Source organism: Paraburkholderia phymatum STM815 (assembly GCF_000020045.1).
GTDB classification, from domain to species: Bacteria; Pseudomonadota; Gammaproteobacteria; order Burkholderiales; family Burkholderiaceae; genus Paraburkholderia; species Paraburkholderia phymatum.
In genome coordinates this window covers 243,190-261,043 of sequence record NC_010623.1, presented here as the reverse complement: position 1 = coordinate 261,043, position 17,854 = coordinate 243,190, and the positions used below count along the sequence as shown (strand labels likewise).

The 17,854-nt window shown below is 63.6% G+C and carries 16 protein-coding genes; 10 read left to right on the top strand and 6 right to left on the bottom strand.

Annotated features, from left to right (window positions below; all coding sequences use genetic code 11):
- Positions 1-134: 134 nt before the first annotated feature.
- Positions 135-1,121: an AraC family transcriptional regulator gene (locus BPHY_RS16855; protein ID WP_012402653.1), complete on the top strand. Its 987-nt coding sequence runs from the start codon at positions 135-137 to the stop codon at positions 1,119-1,121.
- A gap of 33 nt (positions 1,122-1,154) precedes the next feature.
- On the opposite strand, the gene BPHY_RS16850 is transcribed toward BPHY_RS16855, so the two are convergent.
- Positions 1,155-1,547, bottom strand: a complete 393-nt coding sequence (locus BPHY_RS16850) for a VOC family protein (protein ID WP_012402652.1) — start codon at positions 1,545-1,547, stop codon at positions 1,155-1,157.
- A 146-nt stretch (positions 1,548-1,693) separates the two neighbouring features.
- Between BPHY_RS16850 and BPHY_RS16845 the strand changes: the two genes are divergently transcribed.
- Positions 1,694-2,008, top strand: a complete 315-nt coding sequence (locus BPHY_RS16845) for a VOC family protein (RefSeq protein ID WP_012402651.1) — start codon at positions 1,694-1,696, stop codon at positions 2,006-2,008.
- Between the two features lie 35 nt (positions 2,009-2,043).
- Here BPHY_RS16845 and BPHY_RS16840 read toward each other — a convergent pair whose 3' ends face one another.
- A complete protein-coding gene (locus BPHY_RS16840; protein WP_012402650.1) occupies positions 2,044-3,231 on the bottom strand; it encodes a polysaccharide pyruvyl transferase family protein in 1,188 nt (395 codons plus the stop codon).
- A 601-nt stretch (positions 3,232-3,832) separates the two neighbouring features.
- On the opposite strand from BPHY_RS16840, the gene BPHY_RS16835 reads away from it, so the two are divergent.
- Both BPHY_RS16835 and BPHY_RS16830 read left to right on the top strand, forming a co-directional pair.
- Positions 3,833-4,654: an alpha/beta fold hydrolase gene (locus BPHY_RS16835; RefSeq protein ID WP_012402649.1), complete on the top strand. Its 822-nt coding sequence runs from the start codon at positions 3,833-3,835 to the stop codon at positions 4,652-4,654.
- 119 nt (positions 4,655-4,773) lie between these two features.
- Positions 4,774-5,037, top strand: coding sequence for a DUF2164 domain-containing protein (locus BPHY_RS16830; RefSeq protein WP_012402648.1), 264 nt, complete (start codon positions 4,774-4,776; stop codon positions 5,035-5,037).
- Between the two features lie 16 nt (positions 5,038-5,053).
- On the opposite strand, the gene BPHY_RS16825 is transcribed toward BPHY_RS16830, so the two are convergent.
- A complete protein-coding gene (locus BPHY_RS16825) occupies positions 5,054-5,965 on the bottom strand; it encodes a LysR family transcriptional regulator (RefSeq protein ID WP_012402647.1) in 912 nt (303 codons plus the stop codon).
- A 100-nt stretch (positions 5,966-6,065) separates the two neighbouring features.
- Here BPHY_RS16825 and BPHY_RS16820 point away from each other — a divergent pair, with 100 nt between their 5' ends.
- The 6 genes from BPHY_RS16820 (at position 6,066) to BPHY_RS16795 (ending at position 12,762) form a co-directional block, all read left to right on the top strand.
- Complete coding sequence (locus tag BPHY_RS16820; RefSeq protein WP_012402646.1) at positions 6,066-7,082, top strand: aldo/keto reductase; 1,017 nt, start codon at positions 6,066-6,068, stop codon at positions 7,080-7,082.
- 112 nt (positions 7,083-7,194) lie between these two features.
- Positions 7,195-7,707, top strand: coding sequence for a DUF1697 domain-containing protein (locus BPHY_RS16815; RefSeq protein WP_012402645.1), 513 nt, complete (start codon positions 7,195-7,197; stop codon positions 7,705-7,707).
- A 93-nt stretch (positions 7,708-7,800) separates the two neighbouring features.
- Positions 7,801-8,733 carry a 2-hydroxyacid dehydrogenase gene (locus tag BPHY_RS16810; protein WP_012402644.1) on the top strand — a complete coding sequence of 311 codons (933 nt, stop codon included), beginning with the start codon at positions 7,801-7,803 and terminating at the stop codon, positions 8,731-8,733.
- A 31-nt stretch (positions 8,734-8,764) separates the two neighbouring features.
- Positions 8,765-9,244 carry an OsmC family protein gene (locus BPHY_RS16805; protein WP_012402643.1) on the top strand — a complete coding sequence of 160 codons (480 nt, stop codon included), beginning with the start codon at positions 8,765-8,767 and terminating at the stop codon, positions 9,242-9,244.
- Between the two features lie 759 nt (positions 9,245-10,003).
- Entirely contained in the window at positions 10,004-11,344 is a 1,341-nt protein-coding gene (locus tag BPHY_RS16800) for a sigma-54-dependent transcriptional regulator (protein WP_012402642.1), read from the top strand.
- Between the two features lie 242 nt (positions 11,345-11,586).
- A complete protein-coding gene (locus BPHY_RS16795; protein WP_012402641.1) occupies positions 11,587-12,762 on the top strand; it encodes a metallophosphoesterase in 1,176 nt (391 codons plus the stop codon).
- A 296-nt stretch (positions 12,763-13,058) separates the two neighbouring features.
- Here BPHY_RS16795 and BPHY_RS16790 read toward each other — a convergent pair whose 3' ends face one another.
- From BPHY_RS16790 to betB, 3 genes are all read right to left on the bottom strand, one after another.
- Positions 13,059-14,483 carry an MFS transporter gene (locus BPHY_RS16790; protein WP_012402640.1) on the bottom strand — a complete coding sequence of 475 codons (1,425 nt, stop codon included), beginning with the start codon at positions 14,481-14,483 and terminating at the stop codon, positions 13,059-13,061.
- Positions 14,484-14,628: 145 nt separating this feature from the next.
- The gene (betA, locus tag BPHY_RS16785; RefSeq protein WP_012402639.1) at positions 14,629-16,347 is read right to left on the bottom strand and encodes a choline dehydrogenase; all 1,719 of its coding nucleotides are present in this window, start codon (positions 16,345-16,347) and stop codon (positions 14,629-14,631) included.
- An 11-nt stretch (positions 16,348-16,358) separates the two neighbouring features.
- Positions 16,359-17,828: a betaine-aldehyde dehydrogenase gene (gene betB / locus BPHY_RS16780; RefSeq protein ID WP_012402638.1), complete on the bottom strand. Its 1,470-nt coding sequence runs from the start codon at positions 17,826-17,828 to the stop codon at positions 16,359-16,361.
- Between the last annotated feature and the right edge of the window lie 26 nt (positions 17,829-17,854).

Below are 17,854 nucleotides of genomic sequence, written 5' to 3'. Positions count from 1 at the left end.
GCGTGCCTCAGGGAATACCTGAACGTCTTGAAGGTTTGCCTATTTCTCCTGGCGGCATCCGCGATAGGCCATTTAATGCTAGATTTCAAGCCATATTCTCTGGCGCCACATGGTTTCGTCAACTGGATTTCATCATGTCCGACACCAAACTTTCACACGACGCGCCCCTCACGGCGGGTACGCCCCAGCAGCGCATGGTCGAACTGCTGCGCACGCTCGCACCCGCCGAGGGCATGACTGATGCGCCGCTCGAAGGCGTCAAGTTTCTGCGCGCCAATCATCCGATGCCGCGACGCCCGGTGATGTACGAGCCGAGCATCGTCATTGTGTGTCAGGGGCGCAAGCGCGGCTATCTGGGCGAGCAGTCGTATATCTACGATGCGCAGCAGTATCTCGTGCTGTCCGTGCCGCTGCCGTTCGAATGCGAGACGGAAGCGAGCATCGACGAGCCGTTTCTCGGTATTTCGATTCGCGTCGATCTGACGATGGTCGCCGAACTGCTGATGCTGCTCAATGAGACGCACGGCGCCGTCGACAGCGAGCCGCGCGGCATCTACTCGACGCCGCTCGACCAACCGCTCGGCGACGCCGTGTTGCGTCTGCTCGAAGCCCTCGTGTCGCCGTTCGATGCGCGCATTCTCGCGCCGTCGATCGTGCGCGAGATCTGCTATCGCGTGCTGACGGGCGTGCAGGGCGACGCGATTCGCGCGGCGCTCACGCATCAGCATCATTTCGGGCGCATCGCGAAGGCGCTGCGGCGCATTCACACGGAGTACGACGGCGACCTCGACGTCGAAACCCTCGCGCGCGAATCGGGCATGAGCCTCGCCGTGTTTCATGCGCAGTTCAAGAACGTCACGTCCACTTCGCCGATGCAGTACGTGAAGACCACGCGCCTGCACCATGCGCGGCTGCTGATGGTGCAGGACGGACTGAATGCGAGCGCCGCGGCTGCGCGCGTCGGTTACGAAAGCGCATCGCAGTTCAGCCGCGAATTCAAGCGCCTGTTCGGCTTGAGCCCCGTCGATGAAGTCAAACGCATGCGTGGCACACTCGACCCGGTCGTGCCGCCGTCCCAGCGACCCGTCACGGCGGCGCGCAAGTACGTGACGACGAACTGACGCGGCGTGTGTCGCAAGTGCTCTGTGGTGCTGTCACGCAGGGCCGTGACAGCACACGCAAAGCTTGTTGCCGTCGGGATCGCGAAAGTACGCGCCGTAGTAGTTCGCGTGGTATTCGGGGCGCAGCCCTGGCGGACCTTCACAGGTGGCGCCCTGTGCGAGCGCCGTCGCGTGCACGCGCTTGACGGTGAGACGGTCAGCTGCCAGCAGTGCGACCATCGCGCCGTTGCCCGGCTCGGCAGGCTGGCCGTCGAACGGCTTGCCCACGAGAAACAGCGGCCGCGCGACGCCGGGCTTCATCCATCCTGCCCACGGCCTGTCGTCTTCACGGAACTTCAACGCGAGCCCGAGCTCGCCGAGTACCGTCGAATAGAAATCAAACGCCCGCTCGAAATCGTTAACGCCGATAAACACGTGGGAAAGCATCGGATGCGGCTCCTTTTGGACGAAAAGCAAGAAGGCGGGTAACGCCGATACCAGCATGATTGCTGATCTGGCTACGCATGAGTGTCGTGGCTACGATGGTCGCGCTGCCGATTCACGTCACTTCAACCACATTGCGGAGCCCGTTCATGAAGCGCTTTCACATTGCATTGGCCGTTGCGAATCTCGACGTATCGATCGACGACTACAGCCGCCGTCTCGGACAACCGCCATCGGCTGTGGTGCCGGGACAGTATGCAATGTGGCGCACCGACCTGCTCAACTTCTCGATTAATGAAAAGCCGGAACAAGCAGGGCAATTGCGCCATGTCGGTTTCGAGGATGACTTTGTCGACGGCTATTCGAGCAGCGTCGACGTGAACGGGCTCGAGTGGGAGCTGTTTTCCGCGGCGGAGCAGGACAGGCGCATCGTCGGCACGTACGGCGTTCCTGTGAAGCGCTGAGCATGGCGCTCGCCGCCTGCGGGGTGGCGCGACGTTCAGCGCAGACGTGAAAGCGTCGTTTGGAATGCGGCGCGGCAGAGCGTAACAAGTCGGGTGGCCGTTTGCTTGAGCCGTTCGGGAGCGGCCCACAACGCGACGTCGATGCCATCGGCGATCTCGCTCACGCGCATGGCAACGGGCGTGCCCGCGTCTTCCCATGTTTGCGCGAATGCGACCTGCTTGCAGGGGCGCGAGAAGTCCTCGTCGTGCAGCACGTTGATGCGCGGCAACGCATGCGCCATGGCGACGATCCGCCCGTGCAGGCTGCTGCCGATAAAGCCGCGGCTGTGCGCGATCAACGCGCAAATGTCCCAGATGTTCAGCGAATCGAACACGTGCACGTGACGCGTACGCATGCGCGCGGCCATGCGCTCCAGGCACGCCAGGTCGTCGTGCCAGGGCGCGGCGCCAGCGCGAAACAGCACGACGGCGAGGCGATGCGCGTCGGCCGCGCGGTCCAGTTGTGTGGCGACCCGCGCGAGCGTCGCGTCGTCGCCGAAATCGGCGCTGAGCTGCACCGCGAGATAGCCGTTCGGCGCGGCTTCGCGCAGCCGTGCGAGGGCGGCTGCGTTCGCGTGGGCGCGGATCGTGTCGCCGAACAGTTCGGCGGCCAGCACCGCGCAATCGGGCGCGAGCCGCGCGTTGATGCCGGAGTTCGCGAGCACCGTCTGCGTGTGCAGATCGCGCACGCTGACGTCGTCGGCACGCGCGAGTTTGGCGAGCACTTCGTCGCGCAACGCCGCGTCGCGAACGTCGAGCGCGACACCGCCCACGGCGTTGAACAGCACATGCGCGGCGCACGGCAATTCATGCTTCGATACCACATACGGCGCACGCTCCCGCGTGCCGAGCACGCGTTGCGCCCATCCGAAGCGATCGTGCCGCTGCAATGCGATGAGCCGCTGCGCGTCTTCGGGCGCTTGCAGCATTACGGCCGCTTCCCACGCGTCGCAGGCGAGAATCTCTCCGCCGACATGCAGCAGATCGACCGCACTTTCGTGCCACGGACGAAGCGTGTCGACGCAGTGCCCGCCTTGCGCGCGCAGATCGCGTGCCGCGAGACCGGCGAAGCGTACGCTGCGATCCGTGAGCAGGCGCGCAGCCACATGGGCGAACAGCATGTCGCCGAAGTTGTGCCGGTCGAACGCGCCGAACAGAACCACGGGTAACGGGCGTGCCGTCATCGATCGAATCCGCCATCACATAGCGCGTGCCGCGCGCCGCGCAATCGTCGAGTTGACTTTCGCATAGCCATGCCTACGAATCGAGTTAACCGTCGTCGGTGATGCCGGTGCAACGCTTCATACAAGTCACTGGATGCTGTTCGAAGGGTACACGCAATTCGCGTGTGGGCGACGATCAGTCGGCAGTGCGCCGGCATGCCCGTGCGCCCCTTCATGCGTCGTAAAACGCCGCGACGCCTGCCGCCGAAGCGGGCGTCAGGGCGCTCGCGTTACATCGCAACGACATGGAAACGGGCACCGATCCCGCGACCGTGCCCGCGCCCAGCCTCTTCGCGCAGGACGCGCCCGTCGCCAATGCGCAGCCACGGGAAGCGCATTGAAGCGCTTGCGCTTGTCTGCTGCGTCGAAAGCACCTCTTCTGAAGGATGTTTTATCGCGCTGTAACATGGCCGTCGATAATCGAAGGACGGCCGGGATCTTTGCGTGCGCATCGGGTCATACGGCTCGACGTGCTGCGCGGCGCTGTCCTGCCGTTATCCCGCGATCAACCTGCCCGCCGCCGCGCGGCGCGATGCGTCAACACACAATGGAGCGAAACGGGATGAGCACGATCACCACGAAGGATGGCACGCAGATTTTCTACAAGGATTGGGGTACGGGCCGTCCCGTCGTGTTTTCGCACGGCTGGCCGCTCGATGCCGACGCGTGGGACGCGCAGATGCTGTTCCTGCTGCGCAACGGCTTTCGCGTGATCGCGCATGATCGCCGCGGTCATGGCCGCTCGGACCAGCCGGCGACGGGCAACGACATGGACACCTACGCCGACGATCTCGCCGCACTGCTCGATGCGCTCGACATTCAGGGTGCGACGCTCGTCGGCCATTCGACGGGCGGCGGCGAAGTCGCGCATTACATCGGCCGTCACGGCACGAAGCGCGTCGCGAAGGCGGTGCTGATCGGCGCCGTGCCGCCGCTGATGCTGAAAACGGAAGCGAATCCGGGCGGTCTGCCGATGGACGTGTTCGACGGCATCCGCAAGGGCGTCGCCGATAACCGCTCGCAGTTCTACAAGGATCTCGCGGTGCCGTTCTTCGGCTTCAACCGGCAGGGCTCGAAGGTATCGCAAGGCACGATCGACGCCTTCTGGGCGCAGGGCATGGCGGGCGGCATCCACGGCCAGTTCCTGTGCATCCGTGAGTTTTCGGAAGTCGATTACACGGAAGACCTGAAGAAGATCGACGTCCCGACGTTGATCCTGCACGGCGACGACGACCAGATCGTGCCCATCGACGCAGCCGGCAAGCTGTCCGCGAAGATCGTCAAAAACGCGACGTTCAAGATCTACGAAGGCGGCGCGCACGGCATGTGCGTGACGGAAGCCGACAAGGTCAACGCCGATCTGCTTGCATTCATCAACAGCTGAAGACGGCAACGTCAACGGTAGGCGGCGCGCCGCTTGCGGGACGCGCCGCTTTGCCGTTTCATGCGCACTGCTGCATCGCCCGATGCAGGCAAAACGGTGCAACACAAGGATGAACCCGCATGGCAATCGAACTGGACAAGGACGTGCGCAACGAAGCCATCGCTTCGCTGCAGCGCTACTTCGCGGAGAACATGGACGAGCCGATCGGCAATATCCAGGCAGGGGCGCTGCTTGCGTTCTTCGTCGAGGAAATCGGTCCCGTGATCTACAACCTTGCCGTGCAGGACGCGCAGCAACGCATGCATGCGCGTGTGGCGGAACTGGATATCGAGTGTCACGAAGACTCGTTCGGCTACTGGAAGAAATACGGCAAACGGCGTTGAATCCCGCTGTTGTGCTTCACCCCGCGTCCCGGCTGCGATTGTCGCGCAGCACGAAGTCGACGAAGGCGCGCAGCGGCGCGGGCATGTGCTCGCGGCTCGCATAGTACAGACGCGGCCCGGTGAACGATTGCCACCAGTCGCGCAGAATCGGCACGAGCGTGCCGTCATCGAGCGCGGGACGCAGAAACTCGTCGAACGAATAGACGATGCCGAGTCCGTCCACGGCGGCGCGCAGCTGGATGTCGATTACGGAAGCCACGATGGGCCCGTTCGGCACGATGCGTACGGTGTCGTCGCCGCGCGTGAATTCCCATACGGCCAGCACGCCGCTTTCGAAGCGGTGGCCGATGCATGCGTGCCACACCAGTTCGTCGGGATGGCGGGGCTCGCCGTGCTGCTGCAGATACGCAGGAGACGCGGCCGCGATCATGCGCTGCATCGGCGGGCCGATCGGGACGGCAATCATGTCCCGCTCCAGGCGTTCGTCGTAGCGGATGCCCGCGTCGAAACCCGCCGCAAGGATGTCGATGAACGTGTCGTTCGACGTCACCTCGACGGTGATGCCGGGATGTCCGGCCAGGAACCGCGACAGTAGCGCGGGCAGGATTTCACGCGCGGCGATCGACGGCACGTTCAGACGCAAGGTGCCCGTGGGACTGTCGCGGAACAGGTTGATCGCATCCAGCGCGGTCGAGATTTCTCCGAACGCGGGCGCGAGCCTTTCGAACAGGCGCTGGCCGGCTTCCGTCGGCGTGACGCTGCGCGTGGTCCGGTTCAGCAGACGCACGCCCAGTTGCTGCTCGAGACGCCTGATGGCTTCGCTCAGCGACGACGCAGACACGCCGCCCCTGGACGCGGCGTTGCGAAAGCCGCGAGCGGCCGCGACCGAAACGAAGGCTTTCAGATCGGCCAGATCGGGTTCGACCATTGTTCGGATTTCCGCACAGGGTATTCGGATTGAGGTGGATTATCGCACGGTCGGTTTGGGCAGATACTGCGCTTCAACGCATCCACGGAAGAGAACGGACATGAAGCAACTTCAACTTGGCAAGACAGGCCCGGCCAGCTCGGCCATCGGCCTCGGCTGCATGGGCATGTCGGGCATGTACGGTCCCGCCGACCGCGCCGAGAGCATCGCGACAATCCACGCTGCGCTCGAAGCTGGCGTGACGCTGTTCGATACGGGCGACTTTTACGGCTCGGGTCACAACGAGATGCTGCTCGGCGAGGCGCTGAGGCTCGCGCCGGCATCGCGCCGCGACAACGCGCTCGTCAGCGTGAAATTCGGCGCGCTGCGCGACCCTTCGGGCGGCTGGGCCGGGTACGACGCTCGGCCGGCGGCCGTGAAGAACTTCCTCGCGTATTCGCTGGAGCGGCTGGGCGTCGATCACATCGACATCTATCGACCGGCGCGGCTCGACCCGAACGTGCCCATTGAAGACACGGTCGGCGCGATCGCCGAGATGGTGCGGGCGGGCCATGTGCGGCACGTCGGACTGTCCGAGGTCGGCTCGGCGACGATCCGCAAGGCGGCATCCGTCACGCCCATCTGCGACCTGCAGATCGAATACTCGCTAATTTCTCGCGGCATTGAGGACGACATCCTGCCGACGCTGCGCGAACTCGGTATCGGCGTGACGGCTTACGGCGTGTTGTCGCGCGGTCTCATCAGCGGGCACTGGCAGAAAGATGCGGCGGGCAAGGGCGATTTCCGCGCGATGAGTCCGCGCTTCCAGGGCGAGAACGTCGAGCGCAACCTGGCGCTCGTCGAAGCGCTGCGCAAGATCGCGGACGCCAAGGGCGTCTCTGTCGCGCAGATCGCGATCGCCTGGGTGGCGGCGCAAGGCGAGGATATCGTCCCGCTGGTGGGCGCACGGCGGCGCGACCGGCTCACGGAAGCGCTCGGCGCGCTCGGCGTGAAGCTGGATGCGGGCGAGCTCGCTGCCATCGAGCAGGCGGTGCCGAAGGGCGCGGCAGCGGGCGAACGCTATGCGGCCGCGCAGATGGCGCATCTCGACAGCGAGAAGGGCGCTGCGCACCACTGATGCGTCGAGTTTGAATGGATTGGGGCCAGAGGAAACGGCCCGGGCATTTTCCGCGATGACCGTGACGTCGATGCGGTAGCATCGGGCGCTATCGCCACTTCGAACGCCGCACATGACCACTTACGTTGCGTTGTTACGGGCCGTCAACGTCGGCGGCACCGGCAAGCTTCCGATGACCGAGCTGCGCAGCGTGTGCGCAGCGGCCGGCTTCACCAATGTCCGCACTTACATTGCGAGCGGCAATGTCGTGTTCGACAGCACGCTTGCAAAGCGCGCCGTGCAGCAGGCCCTCGAAAGCCGCCTCGAAGCCTATGCGGGCAAGGCCGTGGGCGTGTTGATCCGCACGGGAAAGGAGATTGCCGCGGTATTGCAGGCAAATCCGTTCAGCAACGAAGCGGCGAACCGCACGGTCGCCATTTTCCTCGACGATGCGCCGCCCGCCGATACGCTCGAACACATCACGGGGCGGCGCAACGAGCAGGTTGCGCTCGGCAAGCACGAAATCTACGTGCATTACGGCGACGGCATGGCAAAGACGAAGCTGAGAATTCCTGCCGCGAAGAACGGGACGGCGCGCAATATCAACACCATCGCCAAACTGGCGCAGTGGGCCGCGCAATCATGACGCGCCGCGCTGCGGCGGGCCGGGCTTATTGCTACACTGCGCGTTCGCCGCACTTCGTTGCAGCCCTGATCCTTCACCGCTCGCGTCGATGTCATGAAACCTTCCCTGCTCGTCCTGATTCCCCTTGGCGACGACAGTCGCGCACGCATAGCCGCATCGTTCGATCTTCACTACGCTCCGACACACGAAGCACGCACGGCAGCCGTCGGGACACACGGTGCAGCGATTCGCGCGGTGTTGACCAATGGCACGACGGGTTTGACGTCGGCTGAAATCGACGCGATGCCTGCGCTCGAATTCGTCAGCGCGCTCGGCGCGGGCTACGAAAACATTGCGGTGGACCATGCGCGTGCGCGCGGCATCGTGCTCGCGAACGGTGCAGGCACGAACGACGATTGCGTTGCCGATCATGCGATGGCCTTGCTGCTTGCCGTCGTACGCGACGTGCCGCAGCGCGACCGCGCGACACGCGAAGGCATCTGGCGCGACGCGTTGCCGATGCGCCCGTCCGTGTCGGGCAAACGGCTCGGTGTAATCGGTCTCGGCAATATCGGCCGGAAGGTTGCGCGGCGCGCAGAGGGCTTCGATATCGAAATCGGGTATCACAACCGCAACGCGCGCGACGGTGTCGCGTGGCGCTATTTCGACGACGTGCGCGAGATCGCGCGCTGGAGCGACTATCTCGTCGTGGCGACGCCGGGCGGACCGTCGACGCATCATCTGATCGATCGGGACGTGCTGGAAGCACTGGGAAGGCAGGGCTTTCTCGTGAACGTGTCGCGCGGCAGCGTCGTCGATACGGATGCCCTCGCACACGCGCTGGGCAACGGCGTGATCGCCGGCGCGGGCCTCGATGTGTACGAGGGCGAACCGCGGCCGCCGCAGGCGCTGCTGCATCTGCCCAACGTCGTGCTCACGCCACATGTGGCGGGCACGTCGCCGGAAGCCATCGGCGCTTCCGTCGACAACTTCATCACCAACGCTACGCGTCACTTCGCGGGCGAAGATGTGCTGACACCCATCTGATCCTATCGGTCATACAGAGGAGCCTTGTCGCATGGCCAGGCATACGGCGCTCATCGAATGGAGCAGCAACGGCAGCAAGTTCACGGACAATCGCTATAGCCGCGCGCATCAATGGACGTTCGACGGCGGCGCGGTGGTGCCCGCATCGAGTTCGCCACACGTCGTGCGTGTGCCGTTCTCCGATCCCGCCGGCGTCGATCCGGAAGAGGCCTATATTGCAGCGCTGTCGAGTTGCCACATGCTGTGGTTTCTTTCGATCGCGGTGGAGCAGGGCTATGTCGTCACGTCGTACCGCGATGCAGCCGAAGGCACGATGGCCAAAAATGACGAGGGCAAGGAAGTGATCGCGCGTGTCGTGCTAAAGCCCGCTGTTGCATTCGCGGGCGCGAAAGCGCCCAGCGACGAAGCGCTAGCGCATCTGCACCATCTCGCCCACGACGCCTGCTTTCTCGCCAATTCGGTCAAGACGGTGATCGATGTCGAGGGAAGCTGGAGTTTCCGCGAGCCTTGACGGCTGGATGGTACGGCTGAAAAATGGCCGACCATGAAGGTCGGCCGAAAGATTCCGGCTTATTCCGAGGGCCATGCTGCCGGAACCTGAGAGACCGTCATTGTCTGGCCGCGATACTGAAGCCTCGCTTAAGGCAGCGGTGCGCAAACTGGTCGCGCGTTGCCCGGCAGCTAAGCAATCATGTCTGTGTAGTAAGGCTGACACGCTGCGTCGCCTGGTACCGATCTGTGTTGTGCGCATCAGCGTCTGTTAAGAATAGCGTGCTAGCATAGGCGCCCGTTTTTTTGCGGCGGTCGGTAAGCGTTGCAGTTTTTGCGCGGCTGGCACTGCATTCATGGATTTCCTTCCGCGTCATTCTTTCGCGTCCCCGCTCGCCAGCAGCATTGTGCCGTTATATTGCCGTCGAATGAGAAACAAGTACTGGCCGCGAGCAGCCATAAATTACCGCTGTGTTGCGCTCGCCACAGTTGCTTTTTACGAGTGTAAAGGATCGTTACTCGCGTAACGGTGGCGCATTGTGCGGAATTGCGGCCCCATCCGTTCTATTCCTTTGCTGGCGGGCCTCGCCTGCTCAGTCCCATCTTTCTCCGCGTAAATTCAGCGGCGCGTCATTGCAGGAAGATGTTTTCAAACGGTAACAACCCGTCGTATTGATGCATCTGCTATTCCGCTACGTTTGAGTCACCGATCGCGGATGTTTAACGGGGCATACGCAATCGGCAATTGTTGGACCAATCGAGGCGGGCTACCGATCACACCATGAATTTAAATCTGAAACGGCTCTATCACGTGTGCAACCCCGAGCGCGCATCTCTGCACGGCAATCTTCCGTCGCTGCAATGGCGCATCCGCAGTATCGACATCCGCGCACGCCAGGGCGCCGCGTTGCTCGCCAGTCATCGCGCCGCCGGTTTGATCGAATTTTCTTCGTTGAACATTCCCGCCGATCTGCACGAAGTCGATGAACTCACGCGTTCGAGTGGCGAGATCAGCTGGGTCGCCGTGGTCACGAACGCGCATCTCAACGATCCGGAAATCGGGCGCATCGTGCGGACGCGTTGCGTAAGCTATATCCGCCTGCCCGCAGCGGCGGAAACGATCGCGCAGGAGCTGGATCGCGCCTATGAGATGTCGGCCGTCGATGTGATCGAACACAAGAACGCGAGCGGCGGGGCGCTTGCGATGATCGGTGCATGCGCTGCGATGGGCGACGTGCGGGCGGCGATACGGACTGCATCGGAACACGAGCGTCCAGTAACGATTATCGGCGAGTCGGGCAGCGGAAAGGCGCTCACGGCCTCGTCGATCCATCAGGGCTCGTCGCGCCGCGAAGGGCCGTTCGTCTCGATTGATTGTGCAGCTTATCCACCCGAGCGCGTGGAAGCGGAGCTATTTGGCGTAGGGGAGACGAAAGCCGAAACGGGCAATCAGCATTCTCGCCTGAACATGGCGGAGGGCGGCTCACTGTACATCGACGGTGTTTGCGAACTGCCGCTTGCAGCACAGGAACGGCTCGCAGATCTGGTCGGTAGCGGAGCACGCAATGTGCGCATCATCTGCTCGACACATATCGGCTTGCAGCGCGCTGCAGACGAGCATCGTCTGCACGCGCGTCTTTTTGCGTCGCTCTCCGCCGCGACGATTACGATTCCGCCGCTGCGCGAGCGCGGGCCCGACATTCGTCTGCTCGCCGCGCATCTATTGAAGAGCTTCCGCTCAGATTCCCGTCACAACGTGCGGGGTTTTTCCGTGTGTGCGTGGGAAGCGTTCGACACGCACACGTGGCCCGGCAACGTGCGCGAAATGATCAACCGCATCCGGCACGCAATTGTGGCCAGCAGCGGCCACCTGATCACGGCGCGCGACCTGGGGTTCGAGCATGTCGCCAGCATGCCGATCATACGGCGGGCATCCGCCGACGAATCCGATGCTATCCCCGAATGGGACGCGATCGAACTGGCCGTCGCGCGAAATCAGGGCCGGCTCGATGCGGCGGCGACGGAACTGCACATTTCGAAGGTATTGCTAGCGCGCATGCTCGCGTCGAATGCCAGGCGGGCGGCGGGAGCGCCCGGCGCGCTGCGGATGGACTCCGCGTAAGCAGCGGGAAATCGCGGCCCGTGTGCTGGCTGGAATGCTGGCCGCAGCGCGCCTCACGAACGGTTACACAAACCTTTTTTGTGTGACACCTTTTCCCCTCTCTGCACGCTATGCTTGGCTTCAAGCATGCAGTTCGCGCCTCATCGGCCGTACCTGCCCTGATTTTTTTCCTGTTTTTGTTCGAATTCTTTTCGCGGATTTTCTTTCACTCCACCCACTGCCGTTTTCGTATTTCCTGAGCTATGAGAGAGCCCTACCGCGCCGTTCACCGCTATTCGCGCAACGAATCGGGACGCGACTTTGTCGTGGGGGACATACACGGCTGCTTCGCGCAACTTCGTGCGGAACTGCAAGCGCGCAACTTCGATCCGCAACGCGACCGGCTGTTTGCGGTCGGCGATCTCGTCGATCGCGGGCCGCAGTCGGATACCCTGCTCGAAACCGTCGAACAGTATGGCATCAGGTCGGTGAAGGGCAATCACGAAGACGTGATCGTGCGCTGGCATGCCGGCGACGAGCAGGCGTTTTCGCTGCTCAGCAATGGCGGAAACTGGCTGCTCGACCGGGCGGATGATCGGGAATGGGTCAACGCGATTGCGGCGTACATGGCCTCGCTCCCGTATCTGATCGAGATCGAAACGGAACATGGACTGGTCGGTATTGTGCACGCCGATTCGCCCGTGTCCGACTGGAACAGGCTGGTCGTCGATATCGAACGCGAAAAGGCCGATGGCAAGCTGCGCCGCAAGGCGATCTGGTCGCGTACTCGCTGGAAGACCTATCAGCCGCATCCCGCGCCGTCGCGCAACACCTTGCGCAATCTGCTGGACCGGGCGACGCACAGCGTGCGCTCACAGATGCATGCGCCGGGGCGGATCGAGAATGTGGCGGCAGTCATCGTGGGCCATACGCCCGTGTCGGGCGTCACTGCGAAGGACAACGTGATCAACATCGACACGGGCGCTGTCTATGGCGGAAAACTCACGATTATCGATCTCGCGGATTTGCCGAAATGGATCGATGTCTATGCCGGCGCCCCTGGCGATGCCGCCGAGCGAGCCCGGCTCGAACCGGCGATGGCCGCGCACATCGGCGAGCCTGCGTTCTCCGATGGCGTGTTCGGCGTGGAAGTGCCTGTGCTCGCGGAGAGCGTGGCGAATGCGGAACTGCCCGTGACGGCCGACGAAGCGGTCGTCGATTATCCTGCACTGATGGATATCCCCGTCAACGCGATGGGCGTCGACATGGATGGCAGCGGCCCGCGTTTTGCGCCTGAAGCGAAACCCGCCCGTCCACCGCTGCGAACGTCCACGCCGAATACGATGCACATCACCGTGCGCATGAGCATGTTCAACCTGGTGAGCGAGCGGCAGCAGGGCGCTGCTTCGCATAGCGCCGCGCGGCCGCGCCGGCGCTGAGGCGCTCAGCGCACAGCATCCATCCCGAGCCGTTCAGCAGCGCGCGCCCACGCGCGCTGCTGAGACGCAGCAACGCCGTTGCGCAGTTCTTGCACTTCGTCGAGTTTTGACTCCGCACGTGTTTCATCCCATTAGATCGTGGCAGGTCTGACAATAGCGAAGGGCGGCGGTTTGCGGTCGTCTGCCCGTTGCCGGCGCGATACAGCGCGGTGATCGGCTGGTCATGCTGTAACACGCTTGCACGCGGGAAAGCGTGTTACAGCAACTGGAAAGAACTTGTCTGCGATATGCGTGCTTCAGCGCGCATCGTCGGCGGCGACGCGCCACGCAGACGCATCGTCGTCGACATGCGACACGAGCGTTTCAAGCGAGAGGCCCTTCGTCTCGATGCCGAGCACCCACACGGCGAACGCCGCGACACCGAACGACAGCGCGCCGAGCGTGAACACGCCGCCCTGTCCGAAGATGGGCAGCACCACGCCGACCGCATACGGGCCGATCAGTGAGCCGATACGGCCGATTGCCGACGCAAAGCCGGACCCCGTAGCGCGCGCGCCCGTGCCGTAGAGTTCGGGCGTATAGGTATAGAGCACGGCCCACATGCCGAACAGGAAGAACTGCATCGCGAGGCCCGTGCAGATCAGCAGCGTCACGCTGTCCGCATGCAGTGCGGTCTGGCCATATGCGTAAGCCATCACGCCGCCGCCGACCAGCGAAGCAATACACGTCGGCTTACGTCCCCAACGCTCGACGAGCCACGCGGCGCACAGAAAGCCCGGCACGCCGCCAAGCGAAATGAGCACCGTGTAAAGCACCGATTTCGTCACGGCGAAGCCCGCTTGCTGCATCAGTGCACCAAGCCAGGACGTGAGGCCGTAGAAGCCGAGCAGCGCGAAAAACCACAATGCCCAGACCATGACCGTGCGCTGACGATAGGCGGCGCTCCAGATCTCACGCAATGCGCCATGCTGCGAAGGTGCGGCCGGCTCGGCAAGCAGCGACGCCGCGGGCAGCGAACGCAGTCCTTTGGACTTCATGACCTTCGCCTCGACGGTGTCGAGCACGGCGTCGGCTTGCGCGAGACGTCCGCGATGTTCGAGCCAGCGCGGCGATTCAGGCACGATGCGCCGCACGATCAGCACGAATACGGCGGGGATCGCGAGCAGCGCGAAGACGGTGCGCCAGCCGAAGTGCGGCAGCACGAAGTACGACACGCAGCCTGCCGTGATGAAGCCGAGCGGCCAAAAGCCGTCCATCAGCGCGACGAGGCGTCCCCGCGAAGCCGTCGGCACGAATTCGGATAGCAGCGTCTGGGCGATCGGGAATTCCATGCCCATGCCGATGCCGAGCAGCACGCGATACACGATCAGCGCATCGACGCTTTGCGCCGTCGAGCACAGATACGACGCGACGCCCCACAGCACCATGCTCCATTGAAAGACCGGGCGGCGTCCGAAGCGGTCCGCGAACAGGCCCGCAACGGCAGCCCCGAGCACCATGCCGAAGAAACTCGCGCTGGCGACGAGCCCTGCCGTTGCGCTCGACAGCCCAAACTCCGTCTTGATCGAGCCGAGCACGAACGTCATCGTGCCGAGATCGACGGAGTCGAAGAAGAACGCAATCGCGATGATGATGAAGATGGTGCGGTGATAGCCCGAAAACGGCAGGCGTTCGAGCCGCGCAGCAGCGCTGGCTCGTTTGGCGGAAGCAGTGGTCGGCATGGCGTTCCCGGTGGAGGGTGGAAGAAGCCGGCTTTTTCAGCGAAGCCGGTCCGATCCAGTAGACGCCGCCATTAATCCTTCATCTAGAACAGATTCGGCATTGGGATGGAACGTGTGCGTCATTTGCATGACGCGCACGCATTCGTCAATGTGTATGCGCGGCCACGCTCGGTGCCGGTGCGTGCTCAACATGCTTCGCGCCGCGCGCCGGTGCGCCGTTTGCGACATAGTACGGTGCGGTCGAACGCGCGAGCGGCGCGCGTCCGCGAATCCGATCGGCAATCTTCTCTGCGAGCATGATGGTTGGCGCATTCAGGTTGCCCGTCGTGATGCGCGGCATGATGGACGCATCGACCACGCGCAGGCCTTCGAGTCCATGCACGCGTCCTTCGCCGTCGACGACGGCCATGTCGTCGTAACCCATCGCACACGAGCACGACGGATGGTAGGCCGTTTCCGCTCGTGCCCGCACGAACGCATCGATCTGCGCGTCGCTTTGCAACTCGGCGCCGGGGCTCAGTTCGCGGCCGCGAAACCGGTCGAGCGCAGGCTGCGCGATTATCTCGCGCGTGATGCGGATCGCGTCGCGAAACTCGCGCCAATCGAGGGCTTCCGCCATGTAGTTGAAGAGAATCGACGGATGCTCGCGCGGGTCGCGCGAACGCAGCTTCACGCGTCCACGGCTCGGCGAGCGCATTGAACCGACGTGCGCCTGGAAGCCGTGCATCTTGATCGCGTTCGTACCGTTGTAGTTGATCGCGACGGGCAGGAAGTGGTACTGGATGTTCGGCCACGGGTCGTCGTCGCGAGTGCGAATGAAGCCGCCCGCTTCGAAGTGATTGCTCGCGCCGATGCCCGTGCCCTTCAGCATCCATTCGATACCGATCGCGGGCTGATTGCGCAGCAGCAGCGCAGGGTAGAGCGACACGGGTTCTTTGCACTCGTACTGCATGTACATCTCGAGGTGATCCTGCAGATTCTGGCCGACGCCGGGAAGATCGAGCACGACGGGAATGTCGAGATCGCGCAGCCATCCACCGGGGCCGACGCCCGACCGCTGCAGGATCTGCGGCGACGCAATTGCGCCGCTGCACAGCAATACTTCGCGCCGTGCATGGGCTGTGATCTGCGCCTGTCCATCCAGATACACGACGCCTTGCGCACGCTTGCCGCTAAACAGAATCCGGTCGGTGGTCGCGTAGGTGACGATCGTGAGATTGGGGCGCGGCCTCGCCTGGTCCAGATAGCCGCGCGCGGTGCTCGCGCGGCGGCCGTTGGCCGTCACCGTGCGATCCATCGGGCCGAAGCCTTCCTGCTGATAGCCGTTGAGGTCGTCGGTACGCGGATAGCCCGCCTGCACGCCCGCTTCGACCATCGCTTCGAAGAGCGGATTCACGCCGCGCTTGCTGGTCGTCACATGCACGGGACCGTCGCCGCCGTGGTAGTCGTTCGCGCCGGCATCGCGCGTTTCCGCCTTGCGGAAATACGGCAGGCAATCCAGATAGGTCCAGTTTTCAAGGCCTTTTCGTTCCGCCCAGCCGTCGTAGTCGAGCGCGTTGCCGCGGATATAGCACATGCCGTTGATCAGCGACGAACCGCCCAGGCCCTTGCCGCGTCCGCATTCCATGCGCCGGTTGTTCATGAACGGCTCGGGGTCCGTTTCATAAGCCCAGTTATAGCGTCTGCCCTGCAACGGATACGCGAGCGCAGCGGGCATCTGCGTACGGAAGTCGAAGCGATAGTCGGGGCCGCCCGCTTCCAGCAGCAGCACGGTCACGTCGCGGTCTTCCGTCAGGCGTGTGGCGAGCACGTTGCCCGCCGATCCCGCGCCGATGATGATGTAGTCGTACTCTTTCGCTGCCATGCTGCGCTCCCTCAAAACACGGGCTGGTATTTGCCCAGTTCGACCTGGACGGACTTGATGCGCGTGTAGTGCTCGAGCGTCGTGATGCCGTTTTCGCGGCCGACTCCCGATTGCTTGTAGCCGCCCACGGGCATTTCCGCGGGCGACTCGCCCCACGTGTTGATCCAGCAGATGCCCGCTTCGAGCCGGTGAATTGCGCGATGCGCGCGCGCGAGGTTTTCCGTCACGACGCCCGCGGCGAGACCGTAGATCGTGTCGTTCGCACGCTCGATCACGTCGTCTTCGTCGACGAAGCTGAGGATGCTCATCACGGGCCCGAAGATTTCTTCGCGCACGATTTTCATGTCGTCGCGGCAGTCGGAGAACACAGTCGGCTGCACGTATTGACCGCGCGCGTAATCGCCTTCGACGATGCGTGCGCCGCCTGCCACGAGACGAGCGCCTTCGCGCTTGCCGCTTTCGATGAAGCCGAGCACCTTGTCAAGTTGCGCGGCGCTCGCCAGCGGGCCGAAATTGGTCGACGGGTCCGATGGCTTGCCGACGCGAATGCGCTTCACGCGTTCGATCACACGCGCTTCGAACGCCGGCTGCACCGACTGATGCACGAACACACGCGTGCCGTTCGTGCACACCTGTCCCGCGCTGAAGAAATTCGCGGTGACGGCGATGTCGGCCGCGCGGTCGAGATCGGCATCCTCGAAGACGACCAGCGGCGACTTCCCGCCAAGCTCCATCGTCACTTCCTTCAGCGATGAACCGCCTGCCATCGACATGACCTTCTTGCCCGTTTCCACGCCGCCCGTGAACGAGATCTTAGCGATGCCTGGATGCGCGCTCAGCATCGCGCCCACGCGTCCGTCGCCTTGCACGACGTTGAACACGCCGGCGGGCACGCCGGCTTCGAGATAGATCTCCGCGAGCTTCGATGCCGACAGCGGCGTCACTTCGCTCGGCTTGAAAATCATCGCATTGCCGGCAGCGAGCGCGGGCGCTGACTTCCAGCATGCTATCTGGATCGGGTAGTTCCATGCGCCGATGCCCGCCGTCACGCCCAGCGGCTCGCGCCGTGTATAGACGAACGATTCTGCGCGCAGCGGAATCTGCTGGCCTTCGATCGCCGTTGCGAGACCCGCGTAATACTCGATCACGTCGGCGCCCGTGACGATGTCGACTGCGCGCGTTTCTGCGATGGGCTTGCCCGTGTCGCGCATTTCGAGTTCGGCGAGTTCGTCGTTGCGCTCGCGCAGCAGGTCGACCGCGCGGCGCAGGATGCGCGAGCGCTGCATCGCTGTCATCGCGGCCCATGCGCGCTGGCCTTCGCGCGCCGATTGCACGGCGCGCTCGATGTCGGCCTCGCTTGCTTGCTGAACCGTGGCGAGCAGTTCGCCCGTGGCGGGATCGAAGGTGTCGAAGGTGACACCGCTCGTGGCGTCGACATAGTCGCCGCCGATATACAGACGTTGCAGGCCGTATGCGGACATCCGGGTTTCTCCTTGAAATGCGGTCT

Excerpts from the sequence above, each read along its gene's own strand:
- BPHY_RS16855 (WP_012402653.1), top strand. The coding sequence starts at position 135 with ATGTCCGACACCAAACTTTCACACGACGCGCCCCTCACGGCGGGTACG.
- BPHY_RS16850 (WP_012402652.1), bottom strand. The coding sequence starts at position 1,547 with ATGCTTTCCCACGTGTTTATCGGCGTTAACGATTTCGAGCGGGCGTTT.
- BPHY_RS16845 (WP_012402651.1), top strand. The coding sequence starts at position 1,694 with ATGAAGCGCTTTCACATTGCATTGGCCGTTGCGAATCTCGACGTATCG.
- BPHY_RS16840 (WP_012402650.1), bottom strand. The coding sequence starts at position 3,231 with ATGACGGCACGCCCGTTACCCGTGGTTCTGTTCGGCGCGTTCGACCGG.
- BPHY_RS16835 (WP_012402649.1), top strand. The coding sequence starts at position 3,833 with ATGAGCACGATCACCACGAAGGATGGCACGCAGATTTTCTACAAGGAT.
- BPHY_RS16830 (WP_012402648.1), top strand. The coding sequence starts at position 4,774 with ATGGCAATCGAACTGGACAAGGACGTGCGCAACGAAGCCATCGCTTCG.
- BPHY_RS16825 (WP_012402647.1), bottom strand. The coding sequence starts at position 5,965 with ATGGTCGAACCCGATCTGGCCGATCTGAAAGCCTTCGTTTCGGTCGCG.
- BPHY_RS16820 (WP_012402646.1), top strand. The coding sequence starts at position 6,066 with ATGAAGCAACTTCAACTTGGCAAGACAGGCCCGGCCAGCTCGGCCATC.
- BPHY_RS16815 (WP_012402645.1), top strand. The coding sequence starts at position 7,195 with ATGACCACTTACGTTGCGTTGTTACGGGCCGTCAACGTCGGCGGCACC.
- BPHY_RS16810 (WP_012402644.1), top strand. The coding sequence starts at position 7,801 with ATGAAACCTTCCCTGCTCGTCCTGATTCCCCTTGGCGACGACAGTCGC.
- BPHY_RS16805 (WP_012402643.1), top strand. The coding sequence starts at position 8,765 with ATGGCCAGGCATACGGCGCTCATCGAATGGAGCAGCAACGGCAGCAAG.
- BPHY_RS16800 (WP_012402642.1), top strand. The coding sequence starts at position 10,004 with ATGAATTTAAATCTGAAACGGCTCTATCACGTGTGCAACCCCGAGCGC.
- BPHY_RS16795 (WP_012402641.1), top strand. The coding sequence starts at position 11,587 with ATGAGAGAGCCCTACCGCGCCGTTCACCGCTATTCGCGCAACGAATCG.
- BPHY_RS16790 (WP_012402640.1), bottom strand. The coding sequence starts at position 14,483 with ATGCCGACCACTGCTTCCGCCAAACGAGCCAGCGCTGCTGCGCGGCTC.
- betA (WP_012402639.1), bottom strand. The coding sequence starts at position 16,347 with ATGGCAGCGAAAGAGTACGACTACATCATCATCGGCGCGGGATCGGCG.
- betB (WP_012402638.1), bottom strand. The coding sequence starts at position 17,828 with ATGTCCGCATACGGCCTGCAACGTCTGTATATCGGCGGCGACTATGTC.